This is a genomic window from Thalassotalea castellviae, from assembly GCF_031846185.1.
GTDB classification, from domain to species: domain Bacteria; phylum Pseudomonadota; class Gammaproteobacteria; order Enterobacterales; family Alteromonadaceae; genus Thalassotalea_H; species Thalassotalea_H castellviae.
Genome location: NZ_JAVRIF010000010.1, coordinates 89,461 through 115,849, shown reverse-complemented (window position 1 = coordinate 115,849; position 26,389 = coordinate 89,461). Strand labels below are relative to the sequence as shown.

21 protein-coding genes are annotated in these 26,389 nt (G+C 38.2%); 7 read left to right on the top strand and 14 right to left on the bottom strand.

The genetic code is table 11. The features are described 5' to 3' along the window. Positions 1-8 precede the first annotated feature (8 nt). Both fadB and fadA read left to right on the top strand, forming a co-directional pair. Complete coding sequence (gene fadB / locus RM573_RS15530) at positions 9-2,168, top strand: fatty acid oxidation complex subunit alpha FadB (RefSeq protein WP_311584072.1); 2,160 nt, start codon at positions 9-11, stop codon at positions 2,166-2,168. A 9-nt stretch (positions 2,169-2,177) separates the two neighbouring features. Further along, a complete protein-coding gene (gene fadA, locus RM573_RS15525; protein ID WP_311584068.1) occupies positions 2,178-3,341 on the top strand; it encodes an acetyl-CoA C-acyltransferase FadA in 1,164 nt (387 codons plus the stop codon). A 104-nt stretch (positions 3,342-3,445) separates the two neighbouring features. Here fadA and RM573_RS15520 read toward each other — a convergent pair whose 3' ends face one another. Beyond that, positions 3,446-5,365 (bottom strand): DNA topoisomerase III, encoded by a 1,920-nt coding sequence (locus RM573_RS15520; protein WP_311584065.1) that lies wholly within the window; start codon positions 5,363-5,365, stop codon positions 3,446-3,448. A 190-nt stretch (positions 5,366-5,555) separates the two neighbouring features. On the opposite strand from RM573_RS15520, the gene RM573_RS15515 reads away from it, so the two are divergent. Both RM573_RS15515 and RM573_RS15510 read left to right on the top strand, forming a co-directional pair. Then, a complete protein-coding gene (locus tag RM573_RS15515; RefSeq protein WP_311584061.1) occupies positions 5,556-8,255 on the top strand; it encodes a M14 family metallopeptidase in 2,700 nt (899 codons plus the stop codon). 562 nt (positions 8,256-8,817) lie between these two features. Next, entirely contained in the window at positions 8,818-9,762 is a 945-nt protein-coding gene (locus RM573_RS15510; RefSeq protein WP_311584058.1) for a hypothetical protein, read from the top strand. Between the two features lie 991 nt (positions 9,763-10,753). Here the strand turns inward: RM573_RS15510 and RM573_RS15505 are convergent. The 6 genes from RM573_RS15505 to RM573_RS15480 form a co-directional block, all read right to left on the bottom strand. Then, the gene (locus RM573_RS15505) at positions 10,754-11,293 is read right to left on the bottom strand and encodes a GNAT family N-acetyltransferase (protein WP_311584055.1); all 540 of its coding nucleotides are present in this window, start codon (positions 11,291-11,293) and stop codon (positions 10,754-10,756) included. Positions 11,294-11,602: 309 nt separating this feature from the next. Further along, a complete protein-coding gene (locus RM573_RS15500) occupies positions 11,603-12,523 on the bottom strand; it encodes a manganese-dependent inorganic pyrophosphatase (protein ID WP_311584052.1) in 921 nt (306 codons plus the stop codon). A gap of 155 nt (positions 12,524-12,678) precedes the next feature. Further along, positions 12,679-13,695, bottom strand: a complete 1,017-nt coding sequence (gene cydB, locus RM573_RS15495; RefSeq protein ID WP_311584050.1) for a cytochrome d ubiquinol oxidase subunit II — start codon at positions 13,693-13,695, stop codon at positions 12,679-12,681. Beyond that, positions 13,692-15,101 (bottom strand): cytochrome ubiquinol oxidase subunit I, encoded by a 1,410-nt coding sequence (locus RM573_RS15490; protein ID WP_311584047.1) that lies wholly within the window; start codon positions 15,099-15,101, stop codon positions 13,692-13,694. The genes cydB and RM573_RS15490 overlap by 4 nt, the downstream gene beginning before the upstream one ends. A 15-nt stretch (positions 15,102-15,116) precedes the next feature. Then, the gene (locus tag RM573_RS15485; RefSeq protein ID WP_311584045.1) at positions 15,117-15,659 is read right to left on the bottom strand and encodes a GbsR/MarR family transcriptional regulator; all 543 of its coding nucleotides are present in this window, start codon (positions 15,657-15,659) and stop codon (positions 15,117-15,119) included. Positions 15,660-15,897: 238 nt separating this feature from the next. Continuing rightward, the gene (locus RM573_RS15480; protein WP_311584043.1) at positions 15,898-16,866 is read right to left on the bottom strand and encodes a class 1 fructose-bisphosphatase; all 969 of its coding nucleotides are present in this window, start codon (positions 16,864-16,866) and stop codon (positions 15,898-15,900) included. A 276-nt stretch (positions 16,867-17,142) separates the two neighbouring features. Between RM573_RS15480 and RM573_RS15475 the strand changes: the two genes are divergently transcribed. Then, complete coding sequence (locus RM573_RS15475) at positions 17,143-19,569, top strand: zinc-dependent metalloprotease (protein ID WP_311584040.1); 2,427 nt, start codon at positions 17,143-17,145, stop codon at positions 19,567-19,569. Positions 19,570-19,751: 182 nt separating this feature from the next. On the opposite strand, the gene RM573_RS15470 is transcribed toward RM573_RS15475, so the two are convergent. Then, a complete protein-coding gene (locus RM573_RS15470) occupies positions 19,752-19,913 on the bottom strand; it encodes a hypothetical protein (RefSeq protein ID WP_311584038.1) in 162 nt (53 codons plus the stop codon). A gap of 154 nt (positions 19,914-20,067) precedes the next feature. Here RM573_RS15470 and RM573_RS15465 point away from each other — a divergent pair, with 154 nt between their 5' ends. Next, positions 20,068-21,513, top strand: coding sequence for an aminotransferase-like domain-containing protein (locus RM573_RS15465; protein WP_311584036.1), 1,446 nt, complete (start codon positions 20,068-20,070; stop codon positions 21,511-21,513). Further along, a complete protein-coding gene (locus RM573_RS15460) occupies positions 21,510-22,709 on the top strand; it encodes a multidrug effflux MFS transporter (protein WP_311584034.1) in 1,200 nt (399 codons plus the stop codon). The genes RM573_RS15465 and RM573_RS15460 overlap by 4 nt, the downstream gene beginning before the upstream one ends. A 44-nt stretch (positions 22,710-22,753) precedes the next feature. On the opposite strand, the gene RM573_RS15455 is transcribed toward RM573_RS15460, so the two are convergent. The 6 genes from RM573_RS15455 to aroQ form a co-directional block, all read right to left on the bottom strand. After that, a complete protein-coding gene (locus tag RM573_RS15455) occupies positions 22,754-22,948 on the bottom strand; it encodes an oxidoreductase-like domain-containing protein (protein WP_311584032.1) in 195 nt (64 codons plus the stop codon). A gap of 12 nt (positions 22,949-22,960) precedes the next feature. After that, positions 22,961-23,125 carry an oxidoreductase-like domain-containing protein gene (locus RM573_RS15450; protein WP_311584030.1) on the bottom strand — a complete coding sequence of 55 codons (165 nt, stop codon included), beginning with the start codon at positions 23,123-23,125 and terminating at the stop codon, positions 22,961-22,963. Between the two features lie 51 nt (positions 23,126-23,176). Then, complete coding sequence (locus RM573_RS15445; RefSeq protein WP_311584028.1) at positions 23,177-23,767, bottom strand: hypothetical protein; 591 nt, start codon at positions 23,765-23,767, stop codon at positions 23,177-23,179. 83 nt (positions 23,768-23,850) lie between these two features. Then, complete coding sequence (gene accC, locus RM573_RS15440; RefSeq protein ID WP_311584026.1) at positions 23,851-25,197, bottom strand: acetyl-CoA carboxylase biotin carboxylase subunit; 1,347 nt, start codon at positions 25,195-25,197, stop codon at positions 23,851-23,853. A 24-nt stretch (positions 25,198-25,221) separates the two neighbouring features. After that, complete coding sequence (accB, locus tag RM573_RS15435; RefSeq protein ID WP_311584024.1) at positions 25,222-25,677, bottom strand: acetyl-CoA carboxylase biotin carboxyl carrier protein; 456 nt, start codon at positions 25,675-25,677, stop codon at positions 25,222-25,224. 61 nt (positions 25,678-25,738) lie between these two features. Then, the gene (gene aroQ / locus RM573_RS15430; protein ID WP_311584022.1) at positions 25,739-26,194 is read right to left on the bottom strand and encodes a type II 3-dehydroquinate dehydratase; all 456 of its coding nucleotides are present in this window, start codon (positions 26,192-26,194) and stop codon (positions 25,739-25,741) included. Between the last annotated feature and the right edge of the window lie 195 nt (positions 26,195-26,389).

Below are 26,389 nucleotides of genomic sequence, written 5' to 3'. Positions count from 1 at the left end.
GACTAGGCATGTTATTTCAAGGCAAAAGCCTTTCTGCCGAGTTATTGGACAATGGCGTTGTTGAATTTAAATTTGACGCTGAAGGTTCGGTAAACAAATTCGATCAGGCTACATTTGAAGAATATAAAGCGGTTATTGCAGCGATTAACAACTGCGATGAAGCAAAAGGGGTATTAATTACCTCGGGTAAAGCTAACTTTATTGTTGGTGCAGACATCACAGAATTTTTAGAAATTTTCAAGAAGCCCGAAAATGAACTTATTCCTTGGATAAAACAAGGTTCTGATGTTTTTGATGCTTTTGAAGATATTGAACTACCAAAAGTCGTGGCGTTAAATGGTTTTGCGTTAGGTGGTGGTTGTGAATTTTCTTTAGCGTGTGAATATCGTATTGCCGATACAACATGTTCTATTGGTTTACCAGAAGTCAAACTTGGGTTAATGCCTGGCTTTGGTGGCACCGTTCGTTTACCGCGCCTTATTGGCGCTGACAACGCCATAGAGTGGATGTCGACAGGTAAAGCGCATAAAGCTGAACAGGCTTTAGCGGCAGGTGTTTTAGATGCCGTTGTTGCACCTGAAAATTTACGTGAAGCTGCTTTAACTACCTTACAACAAGCGATTGATGGCAAGTTAGATTGGCGCGCCAAACGTCTACCAAAATTAGAGCCTTTAAAGTTATCGCCAACTGAAACTGTGATGACTTTTACTACTTGCAAAGGCATGATCGCAGCAAAAGCAGGCAAACATTACCCTGCACCTATGACAACCGTGAAAACGATAGAAGCTGCGGCTGGATTAGGTCGAGAAGGTGCAATGGCACTAGAAAACCAAGGATTTGCAGCTTTAGCGAAAACGGATGCCGCGACCGCGCAAATTGGATTGTTCCTTGCGGACCAAGTGGTTAAAGGTAAAGCCAAAAAGGCTGGTAAATTAGCAACGAAATCCGTTGAACGTGCTGCTGTGTTAGGTGCCGGTATTATGGGCGGCGGTATTGCTTATCAATCAGCATATAAAGGCACGCCGATTGTCATGAAAGATATTAACAATCAAGCGCTTGATTTAGGGTTAACAACGGCTGCAGGTATTTTATCAAAGCTTGCTGATCGTGGTCGCATTAATGCTAAGAAAATGGCAGGCGTGTTAAACAATATTACCCCAACGCTTAGTTACGACAGCGTGAAAGACGTTGATATTGTCGTTGAGGCGGTTGTTGAAAATCCGAAAGTAAAAGCGGCAGTATTAGCTGAAGTTGAAACATATGTTGCCGAAGATGCAGTTATTACCTCAAACACTTCAACTATTTCGATCGATTTACTTGCCGAGAGTGTAAAGCGCAAAGATAAGTTTTGTGGCATGCATTTTTTCAATCCAGTCAATAAAATGCCTTTAGTTGAAATTATTCGTGGCAAAGTAACATCCGATGAAACAATCGCTACTGTGGTTGCATATGCAGCTAAAATGGGTAAATCACCTATCGTTGTAAATGATTGTCCTGGTTTTTATATCAATCGAGTACTATTTCCATATTTTGCCGGTTTTAGTCAGTTAGTGCTTGAAGGCGCTGACTTTACTGCAGTTGATAAAGTGATGGAAAAACAGTTTGGTTGGCCAATGGGTCCAGCATACTTGTTAGATGTTGTAGGAATTGACACGGCGGATCATTGTACAGGTGTTATGTCGGCTGGTTTCCCAACACGTATGGCAAAAATTGATAACGACCCTGTTAGCGCTTTATACAATGCTAATCGTTTAGGACAGAAAAATGGTGGTGGTTTCTTTGATTACGGTAAAGACAAACGTGGCAAGCCAACAAAAGTTGCTGCCCAAGCTGCATATGATTTGTTTAAAGTTGACTCAAAAGAGTTTACTGCCGATGAGATTATTGCTCGCTTAATGGTCCCTATGGTGAACGAAGTGGTTCGATGTTTAGAAGAAGGTGTTGTTGATACCGCCGCCGAAGCTGACATGGGCTTAATTTACGGCTTGGGATTCCCACCATTTAGAGGCGGACCAATTCGTTACTTAGAAACCGTTGGTTTAACTAACTTTATCGAAATGGCAGATAAATTTGCCCACTTAGGTGAAATTTATCAAGTTACAGAGGGTATGCGAGATATGGCAGCCTCAGGTAAATCTTATTTCACTACTGACGTTAAAACAGCTTAGGAGACCATCATGAAAGAAGTCGTAATTGTCGATTGTATTCGTACACCAATGGGGCGCTCTAAAGCGGGTGTTTTTCGTAACGTACGTGCTGAAGGGTTATCTGCACACTTAATGCAACAGCTATTAGTGAGAAACCCAAATTTAGATCCAGCATTAATTGAAGATATTATTTGGGGAAATGTTAAGCAAACGAAAGAACAAGGCTTTAACATTGCTCGTAATGCTCAATTATTAACAAGTATTCCCAAGTCTGTCGGTGCCGTTACTGTGAACCGTTTATGTGGTTCATCGATGCAAGCATTACATGATGCCACAACGAATATTATGGCGGGTCAAGGCGATGTTTTCATTGTTGGCGGTGTTGAACATATGGGCCATGTTCCTATGATGTATGACGTGGATTTTGATCCGGCGTTAAGTAAATACATCTCTCGTGCTGCGGGAAACATGGGTTTAACTGCTGAGTTACTCGGTAAACAACATGGTATTACCCGTGAACAGCAAGATGCTTTTGCTGCTCGTTCACATCAACGTGCTCACCAAGCTACACTTGATGGTCGTTGGGCGAATGAAATTGTCGCAACTCAAGGTCATGATGCCATGGGCGCGTTAACTCTTGTTGAACATGATGAAGTGATTCGTCCTGAAACTACGGTAGAAACCTTAGCAGGCTTACGCCCCGTGTTTGATCCTGTTAATGGCACAGTTACCGCTGGTACTTCATCAGCATTATCTGATGGTGCATCTGCAATGTTAGTGATGTCAGCGGATAGAGCAAAAGAGCTTGGTTTAACACCGCGCGCTAAAATTCGCGGTATGGGGGTTGCTGGTTGCGATCCTTCAACCATGGGCTTTGGTCCAGTGCCAGCCACGAAAAAAGCGTTAAAACGAGCAGGTTTAACACTGGCGGATATCGAATTAGCTGAGTTTAATGAAGCCTTTGCTGCACAAGCGTTATCTTGTGTTCGCGCGTTAGGTTTAGAAGACAGAGCTGATGATATGATCAACCTAAACGGCGGCGCTATTGCCTTAGGTCACCCATTAGGTTGTTCTGGCTCTCGTATCACAGGTACGTTGTTGAACTTGATGGAAGGCCAAGATGTTAATATTGGTTTAGCAACTATGTGTATTGGCTTAGGCCAAGGTATCGCAACGGTTATTGAGAGAGTTTAGTATTTCTAAATTTTACACCTAATTGTTTTTTAAAGCTCACTGCGGTGAGCTTTTTTGTTTGCTTAAAATTGAACGGTTAGCGTGTTGATGAATTCAAACTAACTTTAGACAGCATTTTTCTTCCGCCTACGTTTCTTCATATAAGCAGGCTTTTGGCTTGATTTGATCCCTTTTAAAGAGGTGGGTAAATGGCTAGATGCAATCGTAACTAAATCATGTATTGTTTCGGATAAAGGCTGCATAAAGTTTTGATAAGTTGATTTTTTTTCACTGATGTTATTTAGCATAGCTTCCCATTGAGCGGTCATATCGGGGGTTGTACATTGCTCAGGTAATGCATTAATTAGTCCTTTGCCTGCATCTGTTGCATGAATTAGTTTTCCCTGTCGCTTTAAGAATCCTCGCTTAAATAATAATTCGATAATGTTAGCCCGCGTTGCTTCCGTTCCCAAACCATCAGTTTCTTTTAATATCGATTTAAGCTGTTTATCGGTAACAAAACGGCTGATGCCGGTCATAGCGGCTAATAATGTCGCATCAGTGAAGGCCTTAGGTGCTTGGGTCATTTTTTTCAACAAGTTACCTTGTTGGCAATGTAAAATGTCCCCTTTGTTTATCTCAGGTAAATATTGTACCGCATCAGCTTCATTGTTTTTATTTTCCTTTTTATACAAACACTTCCAGCCAATTTGCTTCGGGACATTTGCACTCGCTGTGAATAAGCCGCCGGCAATATCTAGGTCAACTTTCGTATGGTTATATAAATAAGCTGGATAGAATTGAGCAAGATATTGTCTGGTGATCAGTTGATAAACGTTCTTTTCAAAACTGTTTAAGGTGATGTTTTGTGACGGCTTTTCTGTAGGTATAATCGCGTGATGAGCTGTTATTTTTTTGCTATTCCAAGCCTTACTTTTTAATACCGAGTTGGCATTAATAGCGGCCTCGCTCAAGGGGCCATCTAATTGCGATAAATGTTTTAAAATAGTCGTTGCTTGTTGGTGCTGTTCGGCTGGTAAATATCGACAATCGGATCTAGGGTAAGTGATCAATTTATGTTTTTCATACAGAGTTTGGCAAACGTCTAACACCAATTTTGCATTCATTGAATATTGCGTCGCGGCGGCAATTTGCAGAGCAGAAAGGTTAAAAGGCAAAGGTGGTGGTTGCTGTTTTTGTTCTTTTTTAACCGTGCTAACCTTCGCTGGTTGATTTGTAATACGCTGGATAACGTTTTCAGCGAGGCTTTTTACTAGCACACGGCCTTCATCGTCCATATAAGGCTGGCAAGCTGCACTCGGTTGCCATGTAGCGATAAAGCTTTCGCTATTTTTTGTCTGAATATCTGCGGTTACTTGATAGTAAGGTTTGGCAACAAACTGGTTAATTTCATCATCTCTGTTGACCACTAAACCTAAAATAGGGGTTTGTACTCTACCGACCGACAACACGCCTTGATAACCTACTTTGCCGCCTTGAATGGTGTAAGCGCGGGTTAAATTGATACCGTATAGCCAATCGGCTCTACTTCTTGCTAAAGCAGACACGGATAAAGGCATAAATGCAGTATTGGATTGCAATTGTTGTAGCGCTCGCTGAACGGCCGAACGATTTAAATCACTGATTAATAACCGTTGAGTTCGCTTTTTTTTATCTTCATCAACATTTAGGTAATCGATAACTTCATCAATTAATAATTGTCCTTCCCTGTCTGGATCTCCCGCATGGATCAATTGGTCGGCTTGTTTGACTAATTTTCGGATGACGCTAAGCTGACTTTTCGTTTTATATTTGGGTTTCAGTTGCCATTTATCGGGAACAATCGGCAAGTGATCTAATTGCCACCTTTTATACTTGTCGTCATAATTATCAGGATCGGCTTGCTCTAAAATATGCCCAATACACCATGAAACGACATCACCATTGCCCACTTCGATAAACCCCTGATGTTTTTTATGAGGTTTTGGGAGTGCATCGGCAATTGCACGACCTAAACTGGGTTTTTCAGCAAGATAAAGCTTCATGAAATCGTTAAACTTTGACAAATAAGCATAGTGTAATTTAATACTGGTTATATATCCAGTTGGTTGGGTTTTTTAATAAAAAATAAGGGTCATTTATAACGACTTTATCCGTTTGTCAGTTTTAGTGTTGATAAAATACAAACTTAACGATAGGTTAGTGGCATCTTTTTTTCTTCGGACTTTTTATCACATGATATTCAAATATTTATCATTTATTTGCTCAGTACTGATTACTTTGCTTATTTCTGTAAATTCGTTTGCTAACTCAGCTTCAAGCAAAATGTGGCCAGGTAGCGAATACCGCGATTCTATCCCTACTTTTGAGAAAGTACTGGGCTACGAGGTGGGAGATCGCATTACGAATTACTCTGATATGCTGCGATATTTTGAAGCATTAGCAAGCGCTGAACCGACAAAAATAAAGCTGCTTGAATATGGTCGAACGTGGGAAGGACGAAAGCTAATATATGTGGCGATAGGTAACGCTAACAATATTGCAAACCTTGATGACTTTGCCAATAAAATGCAGCAGTTGTCAGACCCTCGAAAAACCGATAAAAAAACAGCGAAAAAACTAATTACTCAATTACCTGCTTCAGTATGGCTAGGCTATGGTGTTCATGGTAACGAAATAAGTAGTACAGATGCGGCAATGATGATGGCCTATCATTTATTGGCGGCACCTGATGAACCTACCAATCAAAAGATTTTAGCCAATACCTTAGTGTTTATTGATCCTCTACAAAACCCCGATGGGCGTACTCGCTTTACCAGTCGTTACTATTCAACGGTTGGTATGCAACACAGTGACGATCGTTTAAGTGCCGAACACAATGAGCCATGGCCAAGTGGTCGTTCCAATCATTACTTGTTTGATATGAACCGAGACTGGTTAGCCATCACACAACCTGAAACAGCCGGTAGAATTAAAACAATCAATAAATACCGTCCATTAGTGGTGATTGATTTGCATGAGATGGGCGGTGATCAAAGTTATTACTTTTCACCTTCCGCTCAACCGTTTAATCCTCATATGACCAAAACGCAAATAGATAATATTGCTATTGTCGGTCGCAATAACGGTAAACACTTTGACCGTTTAGGTTTTGACTTTTTCACCCGTGAAATATTTGATGCTTTTTACCCTGGTTATGGCGATAGTTGGCCAACCTTTTATGGTGCGTCGGCCTCAACCTATGAAGTTTCTTCATCAAGAGGTGAATTATATAAAAAGAAAACCGGTGAAGTTTTAACGTATTTTAATACCGTGCACCGTCATTTTGTGGCTTCTGTATCAACGGCTGAAGCAGTATCAGAAAATCATCAAAAGTTATTAAATGATTATTACGATTATCAAGTAAATGCAATTGCTGCAGGTAAAGATAAAAAAGAGCGTATTTATATTTTACCTAATCAACGTAATAAAGCAGGTACTCATCGCCTAGCTACGTTAATGGCACAACATGACGTTGAAGTGCATCGAGCGAAAAAAGCATTTAAAAGTTGTGGGAAAACCTACCAAGCGGGTGCTTACTTTATTGATTCAGCACAACCGAAAGGACGCTTTGTCACAACAACCTTTAGTAAACAAGTCGATATGGACAGTAAGTTCATAAAGGAGCAAGAGCGTCGTCGTAGTCGAAAACTACATGATGAAATATACGATACAACAGGTTGGTCATTACCGTTAATGTTTGATGTTGATGTCGAGCATTGCAATAAAGCGATAAAAGTAACGACTGAATTTGTGAAAGCTGATGATCACCTTGTTGGCCATGTATCAAATATTGATGCAACTGTTGGCTTCGTCGTTGAGTGGGGTGACATGGCGGCAGGTCGTTTTTTAACGGCAGCATTATTACAGGGTATTTCTGTTAAAAGTGCCGATAAAGCCTTTGTTTTAGATAATAAGCATCATTTCTCTGCAGGTTCATTGATCATTGAAAAGCGTGCTAATGACGACGGCTTGGCGAGCAAAGTAGAGCAAATCGCTGCTCAAACGGGTGCAAAAGTTATTGGCGTAAATACCAGTTGGGTTACCGAAGGGCCTAGTTTTGGTAGTGGCAATACTGTCAATATGATCGCACCTAAAATAGCGATGGCATGGGATGAGCCGGTAAGCTCACTGAGTGCGGGAAATTCACGATTTGTTATCGAACGACAATTTAATTATCCCGTAACAGCAATCCGTACGCCTATGCTTAAAAGGGCTGATTTATCGAATTATCAAGTACTTATTTTACCGTCGGGCAATTATATGGATGCGCTAGGTAAAAGTGGTGCTGATAATATCAAGCAATGGGTAAAACGCGGTGGAGTGTTAATTACCTTTGGTAGAGCGACTAAGTATGCCGCAGATCAAGCCATTGGTTTACTAGCAGTGAAAAGAGAAAGGGCCTTTAAAGCTAAGGCAGATAAAAAGAAGCCTGCTAAAGAGTCTGCCAAAGACTCAGAAATAGCTGGCCAGTTATTTACATCAAAAGAAAGTTTGATCAAGGCTAGCGAAAATACAAAAGAAAAACCCGATTTTGTCGCAGGCGTATTAGCCAATATTGAAGTCGATCAAGAGCATTGGTTAACGGCTGGCGTAAATCAAAATTTAACGGCAATTGCCTACGGGAACGACATATATACGCCAATTAAACTCGCCTCAGGAAAGAACGTTGCCTGGTTTAGCAGTGCTGATAATGTGTTAGCCAGTGGTTACCTTTGGGAAGAAAATAAAAAACAACTAGCATACAAACCTTACTTGATTCACCAACCTATGGCTAAAGGCATGGTCATTAGTTTCACGCAAGAACCGACGACAAGAGCTTATCTTGATGGTTTAAATGTTATGTTATTAAACACCATATTTAGGTCAGCGGCACATGCCTTACCATTACGGTGATAAAGCAATAATTAGTTAATTAATCAAGCCAGCATTCGCTGGCTTTTTATTTTTGGAAGTGAGCACAAACTAGTTGTTAGTTATCTGATAATACGCGACACCACATTCAAATAACGGGTCAACTTTCCAATATTCATTGTTATCTTTTTAATTTAACTAAGAAAAACATGGGTTTAATGAGTTTCTGTCAAGCCGCTAGTTTGTCAACTTCAGAGGGGAAATGCTTTAATTAGGCTAGTTATTGTCACGTGTGTTTGTCTTGATTTAAGTGGGAATATCAAACTAGAGGTCAAGTGAAATGTAAAAGTTTTATATTTCAATTACTTATATGGCTTTTGATCGAGTTAGGGTAATTACAAAATTCAGTCGTAACATTGTGGATTTAATCCTAAGAATTTGACTAAATAACTATTTATACATAAAGTAAATTTGCTTAGGTGAAAGATTCCTAGCTTAGATATGTTATTTGAAAAGGAGCTTCCACTAAATAACAAGAACGATAAATAATAAATTTTATTTCCGTTGCTTAATCTAAAATTTCATAAAATTAGGGAAAATACATATGAATATAAACATAATATTAATTTTTTTACTAGTAAATATCTTATTCTCAATAACTAGCCAAGCTAAAAGTTATGAAGGGTTACTTCCAAATGACTTTCTTCTGAAAGGAATTGCTGAAAATCAGGTTGAATTATTAATAGAACTTAATGAAAACACAAAATTTTCAGATGTAATCTATTGTGACAACTATGTTATTAGTTCTCTTGAATGTATTGCAAGTAAAAAAGACAAGAAAGCTAATTTCTTGTTAGATTTAAAGCTAAAGCAAGTTTTTACTATTTCTAATAATGGAAAAGGAATTAGTAATGCAAATCCTATTCAAAAAATATTTGGTTATAAATTAATTCAATTACTTAACAATACATCAATGAATGAAGATACACTTAGAAATCTTAAACTCTCCCCAGAAAATAATTATATTCAAGTTCCGATCATTGTTAATAGTTCAGGTACGCCTGATTATTGCTCAGGTGTACCTGAGGTTTTTCCTAGTTCATGCTCTGTACATGATAGTTGCTATGAATCCGGGACATCAAAGGGTGTTTGCGATGATGGATTTCTTGAAAATATGTTAGTTGAAGCACAATTTTTATCTGGTGAGGATCAGGAAGTGTACTCAGCTTTGTTTATTGCAAGAGCAGCTTACTATCATGGAGTAACACATTTGGATAAAGCATTTATTAATTTCTGCTTAGCTACACCTGGCGATTTTCCTGAATGTACATCTTTGTTAGCTGATTTTCTTAAAGATAATTTGCAAAAGACAAGTGAAACCGAAGGAGGGGTTTTTACAGGGAGTATGTCTGATGGAAATATGGGGGGACTTCAGACAGGAGGTTATGGTGGACACTATATTCATTATACTTGTGAATTATGGCAGTTTCCTGACGGTAATGGGGGGCATTATGTTTTGGAACGTAATTGCATTTTAACTTACCCTTAAAAAACTTTAAGTTTATATATTTTACGCTTAGTGACATAAAAACTAAGTGTAAAATATAAAATTTATAATAACGCCCTGTGGGTATAAGAGAAAGAAACATGCATGAAATATTAACGTATTGCCTACATTACTTTATCAAAATATTTATGATTAGTCTTATTGGTTTTTCAATATGGTATTTGCCTAATATATATTATTTAGGAAACAAATTAACTTTGGGTAATTATATTCAATTATGGGAGCATTTTAATTTATATGTAGGTTTGCTAATTTTTGCAGGAGCATTTTATTCTTTTATCAATAAGTTAAACTTTGTACAAGTTCTTCTAGGTACTATGATAGGCCAAATTGTATTTTTATACATCTATGCTGAAGATAATAAATTCACCGGCTTGAATTATATTTTTTGCACTTTATATACTTCTTTTACCTTTTTAGCATATTACTTTTTTACATTTATACCTCCAATCTTAAAACGAATCTATTTTAAAGTTCGACAATGAAATATTTAGAAGTTTGAATCAAAGAGATCGCAACTTATGTTCAATACTCTTTTTTATTAACATTAGGTTCAGTACCAATCATTAATAACAAGCTTGTGTAAACCTATATTTCTGCTATTTCAATAATTAGATCAATATCCTTATTCTCGGCTAGTTTTAAGAAAGACATGAAAGCCAAAGTCACCATTCTTCAGCGTAGAAAATAACTATGTTTAAAAATTAAGTGAGAGTCACACCTTTAGCTGATTTTATTTTTGAATTGATTAGCTTAACCTGACCTCGGCTTTACAAATATTTCTCTGGCAGCTACTTTCCGTACTTCTACGTTAAATTTACTTGCAATAGGCCAGCTATTGACGCGAAATTTTCCTTGAATTAAGAATAACTATCAAGCTAGAGACTTAGTGAAATGATTTTTTCGTATATTTCAACCGATTAAATATCTCTTAAATCGAGTTCAGGTTAGCATAAGTTTTTAACAAGGAAAACTAATGGTTAGTTATCTGATAATACGAGACATCACATTCAAATAACGGGTCAATATGTCGATATGTTTTTAAGTAAGACATACCAATATTTTTCATAACACCGATTGAGCCTAAATTACCTTCATCGGCTATGGCACTAAAAGCGCGATAATTTTTATTTGTTGCCAAAGTGTTTTTGATGTGTAGAGCGGCTTCACTCGCGTAGCCCTTGCCCCATGACGATTGAAAAAATCGCCAACCGAGTTCAAGGTTGTCAAACTCAGGGTTATCAGAAAAAAAGTACATGGGCCTTACAAGTACCCAGCCAATATATTCATTGCTATCTTTGATCGATACTTGCCACAATCCCCAGCCTTTATCTGCATTTCGATAAGCCAGCATACGAGGAATAAACACGTCATTTATTTTTTCTCGCGAGGATATTTCGCCATTACTGATGTACTTCATTACAAGTGGGTCTTGGTCGAGCTGAAACAAAAGTTCAGCATCATGCTCGTCCATTAATCGATAGGTTAAACGAGGAGAGTGTTCAATGTTCATATAAGTCCCTGTATTTTTTAATTCTTACTGACTTAATATAACACGCTAACAATTTTGAAATACACCTGCGGCTTGTCGTACATACACGAAATTATGCTCCTGCAATTTCAACATACCGTAATTCAATGAGCATGGATGCACTAATGCCTTGAAAGGCAGGATGCCTAAGAGAGGCCTGAACATTGTCGTTTATTGCCATCCTTGGCACCACGACATACCGTTCATCCTGAACATAAAAAGCTCTGTAACGTTATTTGTCACAGAGCTTTATCTACATTTCTATTGTATTACGTTAAAACGATTGAGCCTCTACGCTAAAGATTCTTGTAACGGTGGTACAACTTGTTTTTTACGAGATAACACGCCATCTAACCATACTTTGCCATCAACGGTTGCTTTGCCATAAGCTTTTTCCGTTAAATCAGCATTGTCACTGACGACTAACATTTCAGAGCCTTCTTTCATGATGTCAGTTAACAGTAAAATCACACTGTGACGATTACCTTCTGCTTTTAAAGCGGCAATATCAGCTTCAAGGTCGGCTTTCATCTCGTCAAAAATAGCTAAGTCAATCACTTCAAGTTGACCAATACCAATGAGCTTGCCGTTCATATCGAAATCTTTAAAATCTCGAAGCACTAAGTCACGAACCGGCGTGCCTTCAACAGCTGACTTCACTTTAAACATTTCCATGCCGACTGCTTGTGGGTCGTCGATACCGGCAATTTCTGCTAATGCTTCAACACATTTTATATCGGCCGTGGTACAGGTTGGTGATTTAAAAACAACAGTGTCAGATAAAATCGCACACATCATAGCACCAGCGATATTTTTAGGAATTTCAACGTTATGAAAGTCATACATCATTTTAATAATGGTATTGGTACAACCGACTGGGCGAACCCATATTTCTAAGGGAGTAGAAGTAGTAATGTCACCTAATTTATGATGATCAATTATGCCTAAAATAGTCGCGTCATCAATGTCATCAGGACCTTGGGTACGTTCTGAGTGATCAACAATATATAAGCTTTCACCGGCATAGCTCATTTTTAATTCTGGCTGTTCAAAACCAAACTTATCTAAAATAAATAAGGTTTCAGGTGAAAGTTCACCTAAACGTGCAGGTACTGTTTCTTCACCTAACGTTGTTTTTAGGTATGAAAGGGCAATAGCTGAACAAATTGAATCTGAGTCAGGGATTTTGTGTCCGACAACATAATTAGGCATGGTAAATCTCTCTTTCTTAATTTGCCGCTATTCTAGCAAAAACTTATCGAGAAGGTAAAAATTTACCAGCTGTTTTTATGCTTTTTTCGTTTAATGTATAAACCACTTATTACTGAGTTGATGCTTCACGGGATTATTTAACCCAGTAAATTCAATTAATAATTCAACTTAGTGGTTTTACCCCAAAACACTCGATAAGAAAAAATGGTGTAAGCTATGATAGTTGGTAACACGACAACGGCACCAACGAAAATAAACATTAAAGAATTACGGGCACTTGCCGCTTCCCATATGGTTATTTTTTGCCAAACGATATAGGGATAAAAACTATAGGCTAAGCCTATAAAACATAAAATAAAAATTAACGTGGCACAGAAAAAAGGATACCAACAACCGACATCATTTTTCATCGGCACTTTTGTTAAATAAATATGGACAGTGCCAAATAAACAAGCAAATAACACCGTAATTGGCACCATGATTAATATTTGCGGAAACGTTAACCATTTATCCATAATCGTTTGATTAAACGTCAGGTTAGTGACACAAACCGCAAAAATACCAATCGCCATTAATAAATTACATTTTTTCGCCCAAGCTGCTGCTCTAATTTGCAACTCTCCCTCTGTTCGCATGACTAGCCATGCTGCGCCGATAAAACAATAGCCTGCAGTAACACAAATACTGGCGAGCACAGAGAAACTATAACCAAATAGCGTGTCTTCAAAACCCGTTACATAACGACCCAACATATAGCCTTGGCTTAACGTGGCAAGTAATGATCCTGCTTTGAAGGTTAAGTCCCATTTTGTTTTATTTTTGCTTGGTGCTTTAGTGCGAAAATCAAAAGAAATACCGCGTAAAATCAGACCAACTAACATGAGAGAAGTAGGTAGATATAACGCTTGTAATATAATTGAGTGGGCACTTGGAAAAGCAATTAACAACAGGCCTATCGCCATTACCAGCCAAGTTTCATTAGCGTCCCAAAATGGTCCGATAGAATATATCATCGTATCGCGATGCGTTTGGTTATTTTGTAGCGGGGTATCTCTTGGTAGTAATACACCAACGCCTAAATCGTATCCGTCTAAAATGGCATACACTAAAAACGATAATGCCATTAACCCTAAAAATACCGCTGGTAACCAATCATTTTCTGGCATTATCATAAGGCACTCCCGGTTGATTCTTTAGTAGGCGCTTCCAGTAATTTTTCGTTTTGCATGTCTGAAAGTGTTAAATCTTTTTGTTCTAAATTAATTGCTCGATGTGCCATAACAAACAAAGTGCTGATATAAGCAAAAAGTACAAATGCATACACTAATGCATAGATGGTTAATGAAACGGCAATATTTTCTGGAGGTGTTGTGGTAACTGCATCTCGCGTTCGGAGTAAACCGCTGACTAAATAAGGTTGTCGACCAATTTCGGTAACATACCATCCCGCAATAGTGGCTACCCAACCTGAAAAAGTCATCGCTATGGTGCTTTTTAATAACCAAGCAGGAAATTGTTTTTTATAGATAAAAAAGTAACAACCCAACCACGAAGCAAGTAGCATCATTAAACCAACGGCTATCATAATACGAAAGCTGAAAAACACGGGAGCAACAGGTGGGTGCTCTCCTTTAAACTCATTTAGTCCTTTTACTTCGCCATAGATATCATGAGTTAAAATTAAACTCGCTAAATTGGGGATAGCAATTTCAAAATGATTCTCACGGGCTTTTTCATCCGGAATGGCAAATAATACTAAAGGTAACCCTTGTTCTGTTTGCCAAGCTCCTTCCATGGCAGCAATTTTGGCCGGTTGATGTTTTAACGTATTTAGCCCGTGTAAATCGCCAACAAAAATCTGTAAGGGTATGGTGATAGCCGCTACGAAAATTGCAAATTTAAGGGCCACTTTCGCGGAAGGTTTATGGTCACCTTTATAAATACGATAGGCAGAAATTCCAGCAACAAAAAAGGCAGCAGTAAGTCCCGAAGCTAAAAGCATATGCGTAACTCGGTAAGGCATAGAGGGATTAAATATAACTTCTAGCCAACTGGTAACATAAGCAACGCCGTCAATCATTTCATAACCCTGTGGGGTTTGCATCCAAGAGTCGAGTGCGAGAATCCAAAAGGCTGACATCGTCGTGCCAATAGCAACAAGTAACGTGGCAAACGTATGCACACGCGCAGACACTCGTTCACTCCCAAATAACATGATGGATAAAAACGAAGCTTCTAAAAAGAAAGCCGTTAATACTTCATAACCGAGTAATGGTCCTGCAATATTGCCAACCGTTTCCATGTAACCTGGCCAATTTGTGCCAAATTGAAACGACATTGTGATACCGGTAACCACACCAATGGCAAACGTTAGCGCAAAAATACGGACCCAAAAACGATAAATACGTTGCCATGTTTCATCTTGAGTTTGGTTATAACGTACTTTAAAAAATAACAACATCCAACATAAGGCTATGTTGATAGTCGGGAAAAGAATATGAAAACTAATATTTAATGCAAACTGAATGCGTGACAGCATAAAGCTTAATTCATTTGGATCCGCAGCAACATCTAACATGGCGGTAGCACTCCGTTATTTACTTAAAAATCTTTCTTTGGCATCTAAAATTTTACCAACCCCTGAGCCCAGCTTAAGTAGCGTGGATAATTTATCTGAAGACATGTTTTGCAGCTCTGTGCTCCAAATTGTGACCATTTCCATTAAGTCATGCATGTCTTGTACACGTTGTTGAGTGTACTTATCTGCTTCGTTGGCGGGATCTTGTAACAGCGCATCCCTGAAGGTTGATAACGTTGGGTCTAATTCGCGCTTCCTTCTTTCAATAATTAAGGTGCGTGCTATTTCCCAAATATCTTTTGGTGCTGAAAAATACTCTTTGCGATCGCCTGGAATGTGTTGCAGCTTAATTAAATTCCAAGATTTTAATTCTTTAATTCCCATGCTGACATTAGAGCGAGAAATTAATAACGCATCGCTAATTTGATCTGCATTTAGTGGTTGCTCTGTTAATACAATTAATGCATACATTTGACCTAAAGTGCGATTTAGTCCCCAGCGAGAACCCATTTCACCAAAATGAGAAATAAGTGATTGTTGCATTGGTGTGACGGTCATGTGCTATCTCCCAAAAATAACCTTTAGTTATTTTTGAATTTTCAGTAATTTCTGAAAATTGTAAACCTTTATTGATTTATGTCAATTAAATAACGTTTTTTTTAACAGAATATCGATAGTTTTGCTGACATTTTAAGGAAAATTAGCCGAGCAGTTTTTAGATTTTTTGAAAGAGAGTAGTGAACTAAACCTGTCTGCATCATAAGTTAGCAAGTGCAGACAGGTTTATTTAAAAAATTTATTGGTAATAAGCTAAACAGGCTTCAACTTCATTTTTAGAGCCCATGATAACTTCTACGCGTTGATGAATACTTTCGGGTTCAATATCCATAATGCGTTGTTTCGAAGTCATAGCTAAACCACCCGCTTGTTCAATAAGGTAACTCATTGGGTTCGCTTCATACATTAACCGTAATTTATACGGTTGCTCTGGATTTTTACTGTCGGCAGGGTAGGTAAATATCCCACCTCGTTGCAATACTCGATGAATATCCCCCACCATTGCTGCTATCCAGCGCATGTTAAAGTTTTTGCCGCGCGGCCCAGTATCTCCGGCTAATAAATCATTAATGTAATTTTGCATAGGGGCTTGCCAAAAACGTTGATTAGACATATTCACAGCAAACTCTTTGGTGTCTTGTGGCACTTGCACATTGCGTTCAACTAGTAAGAAACCGCCATGGGTTCTGTCTAACACATAAAAATGCGTGCCTTTACCTGTTGTCATGACTAACATGGTTGACGGACCGTATAATACATAACCGGCACACACTTGTTTATGACCTGCTTGTTTAAATTGCTCTGGATCATCAGCAGCCATGCCTGGAATTGCTTCATGAATTGAGAAAATAGTCCCAATTAATGAATTAATATCGATGTTTGAACTACCATCTAATGGATCAAATGAAACGAGAAACTTACCATCTTCATCACCGGCAACTGAATTATCTTCTTCTTCAGAAGATATTGCTTTAACAAATCCAGACTCCAACAATATATCTTTAATTAATTCATTGGCGACAACGTCAAGTTTTTTTTGTACTTCGCCTTGAATATTTTCATCTAAGGTTGAACCCAATAAACCGCCTAAGTGCGCTTGGCTTACACGAAAGGAAATTTCTTTTGTCGCCGCTAATATGGTTTTTATTAGGGAAATTAAATCTAATGAGACATTATCTTCACGTAAAGCTGGGGCAAGTCGTTGCATTGTTTTACCTAATTTTAAGATTTTTACTCGTTATTGAGTAAATTGTATATTATATTTATTTGGCTTTATTGAACCTTTACTGTTCATGTAAAGCAGGTGCGTTAAATCGTCAGATGCGAAAAACTAATTTCTTAAATGGTATATAACCGAAAATTACCTATTTTCATTTTGACGTTCATCTTAATTATAACAATAAATTGCCGGTTAATCAGTAGCCATTTTCTCTAATTACCGGTGAAAAATTTCTCTGTATCGCGCAATTGAAAAGGAAAATATATGAAATTGCTCAAAAATATTCTTTTATTACTCACCTGCAGTATTTTTTCGCTGCACGCGTCAACTAGCTTTGGTGATTTTATAAAAGGAAAAACCTTACAAGAAGGCTATTTTTCTTTTTATTTAGATGATGAAGCAGGCAAAGTTTACTTAGCCATTGATAAATTTGATCAAGCGTTTCTTTTTCAAAGCTCAATGCCTCATGGTATTGGCTCAAATGATATTGGCCTTGATCGTGGTCAATTAGGTGATACACGTTTAGTGCAATTTGAACGAGTTGGCAATAAAGTGTTTCTTCGTCAAAAAAATACTTATTATCGAGCAAACAGTCAAAATGTTTTAGAAAAAAAAGCAGTTAATGAAGCGTTTGCCAGCTCAATTATTTGGGGGTTTAAGGTTGAAACTACTTCTAAAGACAAAGCGGTGGTTTTAATTGATTACACCCCTTTTTTACTTTCAGATATTCATAATATTTCGGATACCTTAAAAAGACGTAAAGAAGGCAATTTTAAGATAGACGCTAGCCGCAGTGGTTTGTATAAAAAACGTATAAAAGCATTTCCCAAAAATACCGAGTTAGAGGCAACCGTTACTTATAAAGGCAGCGGTGCTGGTAAATACTTACGCACGGTAACCCCTGAAAATAGTGCGATTACCGTAAATCTTCATCATTCATTAATTAAATTACCGGATGATAATTATCAAACGCGTGCTTTTCATCCGTTCAGTGGATTTTGGTCACACTCTTACGCTGACTATGCGAGTGCTATTGATCAACCATTAATTAAACGCGTGATCCCTCGTCATCGATTAACGAAAAAAAATCCTGCGGCGAAAGTCAGCGAAGCCGTTGAACCGATTATTTATTATTTAGATGCTGGCGTACCAGAGCCGGTTAAAAGTGCATTGTTAGACGGAGCTCGTTGGTGGAATCAAGCATATGAAGCGATAGGTTATAAAGATGCTTTTCAAGTGAAAATGTTACCTGCTGATGCTGACCCAATGGATGTGCGTTACAACGTGATTCAATGGGTACACAGGGCTACACGAGGGTGGTCATATGGTTCATCGGTTATTGATCCTCGTACTGGTGAAATCATGAAAGGTCATGTAACTTTAGGCTCTTTAAGAGTCAGACAAGACTATTTGATTGCTCTTGGTTTAACTTCACCTTTTGACACTGCAGAAACTGATACTTCTGCGATGAAAGAAATGGCATTAGCGAGAATTCGTCAATTATCGGCTCATGAGGTGGGTCATACGTTGGGTATCGCTCATAACTTTGCCGCGAGTACGAATGATCGCGCATCTGTGATGGATTATCCGCATCCGTTTATTACTCTCAACAATGGTGAAATTGATTTATCAAAGGCTTACGATGATAAAATTGGTGTGTGGGATAAACATGTTATCGCGTATGGCTACAGTGATTTAACCGAAGAAAATGAATCAAATTTTTTAGCGAGTACGATTAAGTCTGCTCAAGAAAAAGGTTTGCTATATGTGTCTGATGCTGATGCACGCCCACATTCTGGTGCTCATAACACCGGACATTTATGGGACAACGGTAAAAATGCCAGCCAAGAATTATTAAGAATGTTGGCGGTAAGAGAAAAAGCTCTTGCTGATTTTGGTGTTAATAGTATTCCTGTAGGGACACCGTTGTCTGAAATAGAGCCGGTATTAGTGCCAATCTATAATTTTCATCGTTTTCAGGTTGAAGCTACCGCTAAATTGATTGCTGGGGTGGATTATAGTTATCAAGTGCGTGAAGAAAATCAAAACGTTGAATTAGCTACCGTTGACGGTAAAACGCAAACAGCAGCATTGAATGCCTTACTGACTACTCTTTCACCCGACGTGCTCACTTTACCTGAGCATATAATTAAGTTAATTCCACCCAAAGCATATGGTTACTATCGAGATCGTGAAAGCTTTATCAGTAATACAGGCTTAACTTTTGACCCGGTATCTGCTGCTGAAGCCAGTGCAAAACATACCTTAACATTACTATTAAACGCGGGACGTTTAGCACGATTACAACAGCAATCGATGTTAAATACTGATGTTTTTTCAATCGCAGAATTATTCGATAAACTGATAAAATCTACGATAAAAAGTAAGCCTGAAAAAGCTTTGAAAGTACTGACCCAACAACGTGTTAATCAGCAAGTGGTTGAGCATTTACTAGCATTATGGCATCAAAAGGGATTAGTGAGCGAAGTAAGATCTGAAGTGTTTTATAGCTTGACTCAATTAAAGCGTTGGTTGAAAGAAAATCAAAAATCGAGAAAATATAAAGCGATGGCTGCACAGTTTTCATTACTAGAAAATCAAATTGAATATAGTTTAGGTCAAGGTAAATTAATGACACCTAAATCAACGATTAAAATGCCGCCGGGTTCACCAATTGGCAGTGTTTATTAATGTGCAAGGCTATTAAAATTGTTAAAAATGAACCGTTAACCTAACTGTTCATTTGTTGCAGAAAAAACGGCTTGAAGAGGAAGGAATCGACAAGCCGTAGTGCAATATCACTTAAAGGTAAATAAGTGGTTTGCAAAAAAGATAGAAGTCACTAGTTTCATTATTCAAAACAACTAACTAAGTTAGCGTTGACAACATTTCTCAGTTTGATCTTTAACTAATCTAGCTATTCGAAGCGAGTTTAATGGTGCTTCAACCGCAGCAAGACTTTCATAAATATTGCTGTTAAAACTTGCACTAAACCATTGTTTGAACCACGAATGTATTGATTTGATTAAACGCATATAAACTCCTTGGTTTTGATCTCAAAAATGTCATGAGATATGAATGATTGATGGACAGTTTAAGGAAAATTTGATGTAATAACATACACAAAAAAATAGAAATGATACCTATACAGTTTGTAATTCAAGTTTAGGTTTTGGAAACGGCGTTATCATGCGATTACTCGATAAATCATCTTCAGAATTTTTATATCAGCAAGTGATCGATTTTATCGATCGACAAGTTGAAAGTGGCGCACTACGAGCAGGAGATAAGCTGCCTAGTTTACGCAAGCTCAGTCGACAATTTGACATAAGCGTGCCAACTGTCAAGCAAGCTTATATTGAGCTTGAACGACAAGGTTGTATTTCGGCTCGTCCACAATCTGGTTATTATCTTAAAGCCAAACAAGCTAGAACTTTATTACCTATGCGAGCTAAATGGGCTTGTTGCCAACCGGTTGAAGTATCGTGTCGAAGTTTAATAGAACAAGTATATGACGCCGTTCATTTACCAGACACAGTTGCGTTAGGAATATCCAACCCTGTTAATGCTCATCCACCAGATAAGGCTTTGGCGCGATTAATGCGTTCTGTGTTAAGTCGAGTGGCGGAAAAAGCCGTGAGTTATGGCCCGATTAATGGTGATGCAAAACTGCGCTTAACGTTAGCCTTACGGTATCAAGAATTAGGTGTTGATGTGAATCATCAGGACATGGTGATCACGAGCGGTGCTCAAGAAGCGCTATCCATTGCCTTACAATGTGTGGCGAAAAGAGGCGATATAATTGCTGTTGAGTCTCCCTGTTTTTTTGGTTTAATTGAGCTGATTGAGAGTTTAGGGATGAAAGCGCTAGAAGTTTACACCTGCACCGAAGAAGGTGTGTGTGTTAATGAATTAGCTAAGGTACTCGATCAGCATAAGGTAACGGCTTGCTTATTTTCAACGGCGATTAATAACCCGTTGGGATCTTTGATGACTAACGAACAACGTCAGGCACTAGTCAAACTGTTAGAGTCGCGAGATATTCCACTGATTGAAGATGATGTTTACAGCGATATTTATTTTACTGAAACAAGACCTGTACCCGCTCAATTATATTCTGAAAAAGGCTTGGTGATGACGTGTTCTTCTTTTTCGAAAACTGCTGCTCCTGGTTATCGGATTGGTTGGTTGATCCCAGGTAAATTTGAAGAAACAGCTAAAAGAATTAAACGTGCTCAATCTTGTTCTACGGCTATGCTACAACAATGGACATTAACGGATTATTTATTAAGTGGCGAATATGATCGTCATTTACAGGTGTTGAGGAAAACCTTACGTTACAACCTAGAGCGAATGAGAGAACTTGTCGCGGAACATTTTCCTCATGAAGTGTGTATTTCAAAACCGCAAGGAGGAAGTGTTTTGTGGATACGTTGTCGTTCTCATGTTAATACCAGTAAGATTTTTTCTAAAGCGATTGAGCAAGGGGTAAGTTTTGCTCCGGGAGAAATATTTTCTCCTTCTGGCCAATATAAAAATTATATGCGATTAAGTTTTGGTATTAAGTGGAGTGAAAAAATAGATCACGCGGTGGCAACCTTAGGTAGCCTTGTTTCTGAGTATTCGAAAAAATGATGACAACTTCTGAGCAAACTAATCACCAAGTTTCGTTAAAGCTATTATTACCATTATTAGCTTCAATCATTGCTGTTTCACCTTTAGCCATTGATATGTATTTACCGGCAATGCCTATTATTGCCGCGCAATTATCTACTGATATGTCGTCTGTTCAAAATAGCTTAAGCATTTATTTGTTAGGTTATGCATTAGGGTTATTATTTTTTGGCCCATTGGCAGACAAATATCGCCGACGAACATTAGTCATCATAGGCATTTCAGGCTTTACACTCGTCAGTTTTGCGATTCCTTTTGTAACATCAATTGAACACTTTTTAACTTTAAGATTTGCGCAAGCGTTTATAAGTAGCGCAGCCACGGTTGTTGTGCCAGGAACAATAAAAGAACGTTATGGTAATAATACGGCCAAAGGCTTTTCTTATGTTTCTATGATAATGATGGTTGCACCTATGATAGCCCCGAGTATTGGCAGTGTATTGTTATTACATAGTTGGCAAGCAATTTTCACGGTTTTGGGCATATATAGCTTGTTAATTTTATGTCTGGCTTATCGCTTTTTACCGGAAAGAAAACAAGTTGTCGAAGTAAAAAGGGTGAGTTTTTTAGCACGATATAAAATTGTTTTCGGTCATAAAAAATCGCAATTAGATTTATTGAGCTCTATGGCTATTTCTTTAGCTTTTTTTGCTTTTATTACCGCAATTCCTTTTGTGTATTTAACTGTTTTTAAGGTGTCTGAATTTGCCTTTAGTTTTTTATTTGGCATTAACGTCATGACTTTGATGACGGCACATTTTATTAACACTCGTTTAGTGACTAGAAAGGGTTCAAGAAAAATGCAATCGTACGGTTTAGTGGTTGCTTTATTAGCTTCCAGTGGATTAGTTATTGCGCAGTATTTTCAGTTACCCCTTATTTATACAGTGGCGGTTTTGTTACCTTTGATGGGTAGTATTTCAATGATTGCCGTCAATACAGATGCCTTGATATTATTAGGGTTTAATCGAGAATCAGGCACAGCCACGGCGGTTATTGGCACATTAAGGTTTGGTATCGGCTCACTTGCTGGGCCAATTCTTGCGTATTTTTATGATGGCAGTGCATTGCCTTTTGCACTGTTAATGTGGTGTTCGGTTATTGTGGTTTTGTTATGCCAACTTCCACATTGGGTGAATACAAATTTAAAAAATTAACGACGAGGGAGAGTCTCGTTATTTAACCTACTTAAAAAGAAGGTTTATCGGTAAGTAGTCTCTTTACTTTGTTTTGAAAAGAGGGGGGATTGTCGGGAATCTTCCCGATTTTCTGTTTGTTGTTGCCACTGCGTTAAGTCAGCATAATATTGATCCCATACGCAAGGAGAACATGATCCGCCGCCACAGCAATCATCATCAGCAGGCGGCACAGGTTTAGTGTTTAAAGGATTATTCATGTTCATTTAACATTAATCATCATCTTTTTGATTTGCTGCTTTTTCTTGCAGTTCAACTTGTTGTAAACGCCATTTTTTACGTTCTGCATAGTAAAGATCCCACACACAAGGGGTACAAGCTCTATCGCAACATTCACCTTCGGCTGGTGGTTGTGGTTTTTCTAATAATTCAGACATAGGATGAATTAGCTCTTAAAGTTTTTCGTCAAGATGTTTAAATAGTCTCGATTAATCGTGGTATCCCCATGGAGCATCAGGTGTTTTAATGGGTTTTGTTAAGTCAAAATCTACGCGGAACTCTCTACCTTGCCTAATTAAACGATAAGTGAATTTCTCCGGATAGATATACATCTGCCAAGTATTGCCTATCGATTGTGGAATTCCACCGCGAACAAATGTTTCTTTAGAGTATTGGTCCGCTGGAAAAGATTGTACTTGTGGCCAACCTGCGTCAACTGTATGGCCACCGTACATAGTTAATTCATCGTTACTGCCATCTTTGTGTCGATGATCGTGCTTTAGAGATAATCCTGAGCCGGTTTTTGTAATAATCCAGGTTCTCGAAGCATCTTCACCAACATGAAATGGAATCTGTAGGGTGTTATCGCTACAACTTCTAACATGCATAATTAGTTGTTTGTTAGCAAACCCATCACCTTTGGCATTATCTACAGTAACTGTTCCCGCATATGCCTTACCACAATGCTGTTTGATGTTATTGAAAAACTGCTCATGACTATCAATTGATACTAAAGGCGCATCAGCTTGGGCATTTAATGAATATAGAATAATAAATATTGCAGTTATTAGTTTGTGCATGAATTGGTCACCTGTAATAAATTCACAGATAGTTTAAACAAAAAAGCCTGCATAAGCAGGCTTTTTATCAGCGAGAAGAAGGATTATTCGTTTTCAGAAAGTTTCTTTTCTAAATAATGGATATTTGCACCGCCATTGACAAACCCTTGATCATTTAAAATATCTTGATGTAAGGCAATGTTGGTTTTAATACCGTCAATCACTAATTCATTTAATGCATTGCGCATCCGAGCAATGGCCACATCACGGTTATCACCGTAGGTAATAAGCTTACCGATCATCGAATCATAATGTGGTGGTACTGAATAATCTGCATAAATATGAGAGTCCCAACGCACACCCATTCCCCCCGGAGGATGAAAGCGGGTGATTTTACCCGGTGAAGGAATAAAAGTACGTGGATCTTCAGCATTAATACGACATTCAATTGAATGCCCTGCAATTTTTATATCTTCTTGGGTATAAGATAACGGCTGACCAGCAGCAACACGTAATTGCTCTTTAATTAAATCAACACCGGTGATCATTTCGGTAACGGGGTGTTCAACTTGAATACGGGTATTCATTTCAATGAAATAGAACTCGCCGTTTTCATACAAAAATTCAAACGTACCAGCACCGCGATAGTTAATATCAATACACGCTTTACAGCATCGTTCACCAATTTTAGCGCGCATTTCCGGAGTAATGCCTGGCGCTGGTGCTTCTTCAACTACCTTTTGATGACGACGTTGCATAGAACAATCTCGCTCACCTAAGTGAATAGCGCCGCCTTGCCCATCGGCAATAATTTGAATTTCAACATGACGTGGGTTTTCAAGGAATTTTTCCATGTAAACCATATCATTTTTGAAAATTGTGCCGGCTTCTCTCTTGGTTAAAGCGATTGCTTCTAGCAACTCTTCTTCACTGCGAACAACACGCATACCACGACCACCGCCGCCGCCAGCTGCTTTTACAATGACCGGATAACCAATACGTTTACCGTGCGCAATATTCAATGCGTCATCATCAGTTAACGGCCCGTCAGAACCAGGAACACATGGTACCCCAGCTTCTTTCATGGCTTTGATCGCGGCAACTTTATCACCCATAATACGGATGCTTTCGGCTTTTGGGCCGATAAAAGCAAAGCCTGATTTTTCCACTTGCTCAGCAAAGTCAGCATTTTCCGCTAAAAAGCCATAACCAGGATGAATTGCAACGGCATTTGTGACTTCAGCTGCTGTAATAATGGCCGGTATATTTAAGTAACTATCAGGTGCTGGTGCTTTACCAATACAAATGGTTTCATCTGCTAATAAAACATGTTTGAGGTTTTTGTCTGCTGTCGAATGAACAGCAACAGTTTTAATACCTAGCTCTTTACAAGCACGCAGTATTCTCAACGCAATTTCGCCTCTATTGGCGATAAGTACTTTATCTAACATGGAATTACCCTTCTTTTAGTGGGCTTATTCAATGATGAATAGCGGTTGGTCGAATTCAATAGCATCTTCGTTATTGGCTAATATCTCTTTAATTACGCCAGATTTATCCGCTTCAATTTGATTCATCATTTTCATTGCTTCTAAAATACATAATGTATCGCCAGCATTAACGTGTTGACCAACTTCAACAAAAGCCGGTGCATCAGGTGAAGCAGAAGCATAGAAAGTACCAACCATTGGAGATCGAACAATATGACCTGATAATGCTGCTGGAGCTGCAGGTTCAGCCGATGGAGTTGCTGGTGCCGGTGCTGGAGCAGCACTTGCTACTGGTGCAGCTTGTTGAACCATTGGTGCAGCTTGCATTACTGTGCCACCACGACTAATTCTTACTGATTCTTCACCTTCAGAAATTTCTAGTTCGTTGATCCCTGATTCTTCAACTAGTTCTATTAATTTTTTTATTTTACGAATATCCATGAGATTACCTTTTTAACTGTTTATATATTGTGTAAGTTTATAATTGATATTTTTACATCAATTATGACAAATTCTTGGTTAAGTACTGATGCGCGCTTGTTAAAGCATAGCCATAACCTATAGGGCCTAAACCACAAATCACGCCTTGTGCAACATCCGATAAATACGAATGTTGTCTAAAATTTTCTCTGGCATGCACGTTAGATAAATGCACTTCAATAAAAGGGATATTTACTGATAACAAGGCATCTCTTAATGCAACACTGGTGTGGGTGAAAGCCGCAGGGTTGATAATAATAAAATCTACCACTTGAAATGCTTTATGTATTTCATCAATCATTTCGAATTCAGCATTTGATTGGAAATGAGTAAGTTCAATGTCAAGATTATTAGCACGCAGCACTAAATCGTTTATTATCTCATCAAGAGACAATGAGCCATATATTTCAGGTTCACGCTTGCCTAACATATTTAAATTCGGGCCATTTAACACTAAAACTTTAAACTTTGTTGTCATTTTCTGAGAAATACCTAATAAAAGCCATTATTGTGTTTATCATCACATAAAAAACGTTGCGATGGAATTCTTTATGATTAATTCAACAAATTAAATCAATTTTTCGATTATTATAGTGTTTTCGACGAATTTAGCAGCAAAATACTGGTCTAATCTCTTTTGTTGTAAAAGCTGGCAAGATAAAGTTTTGTTATT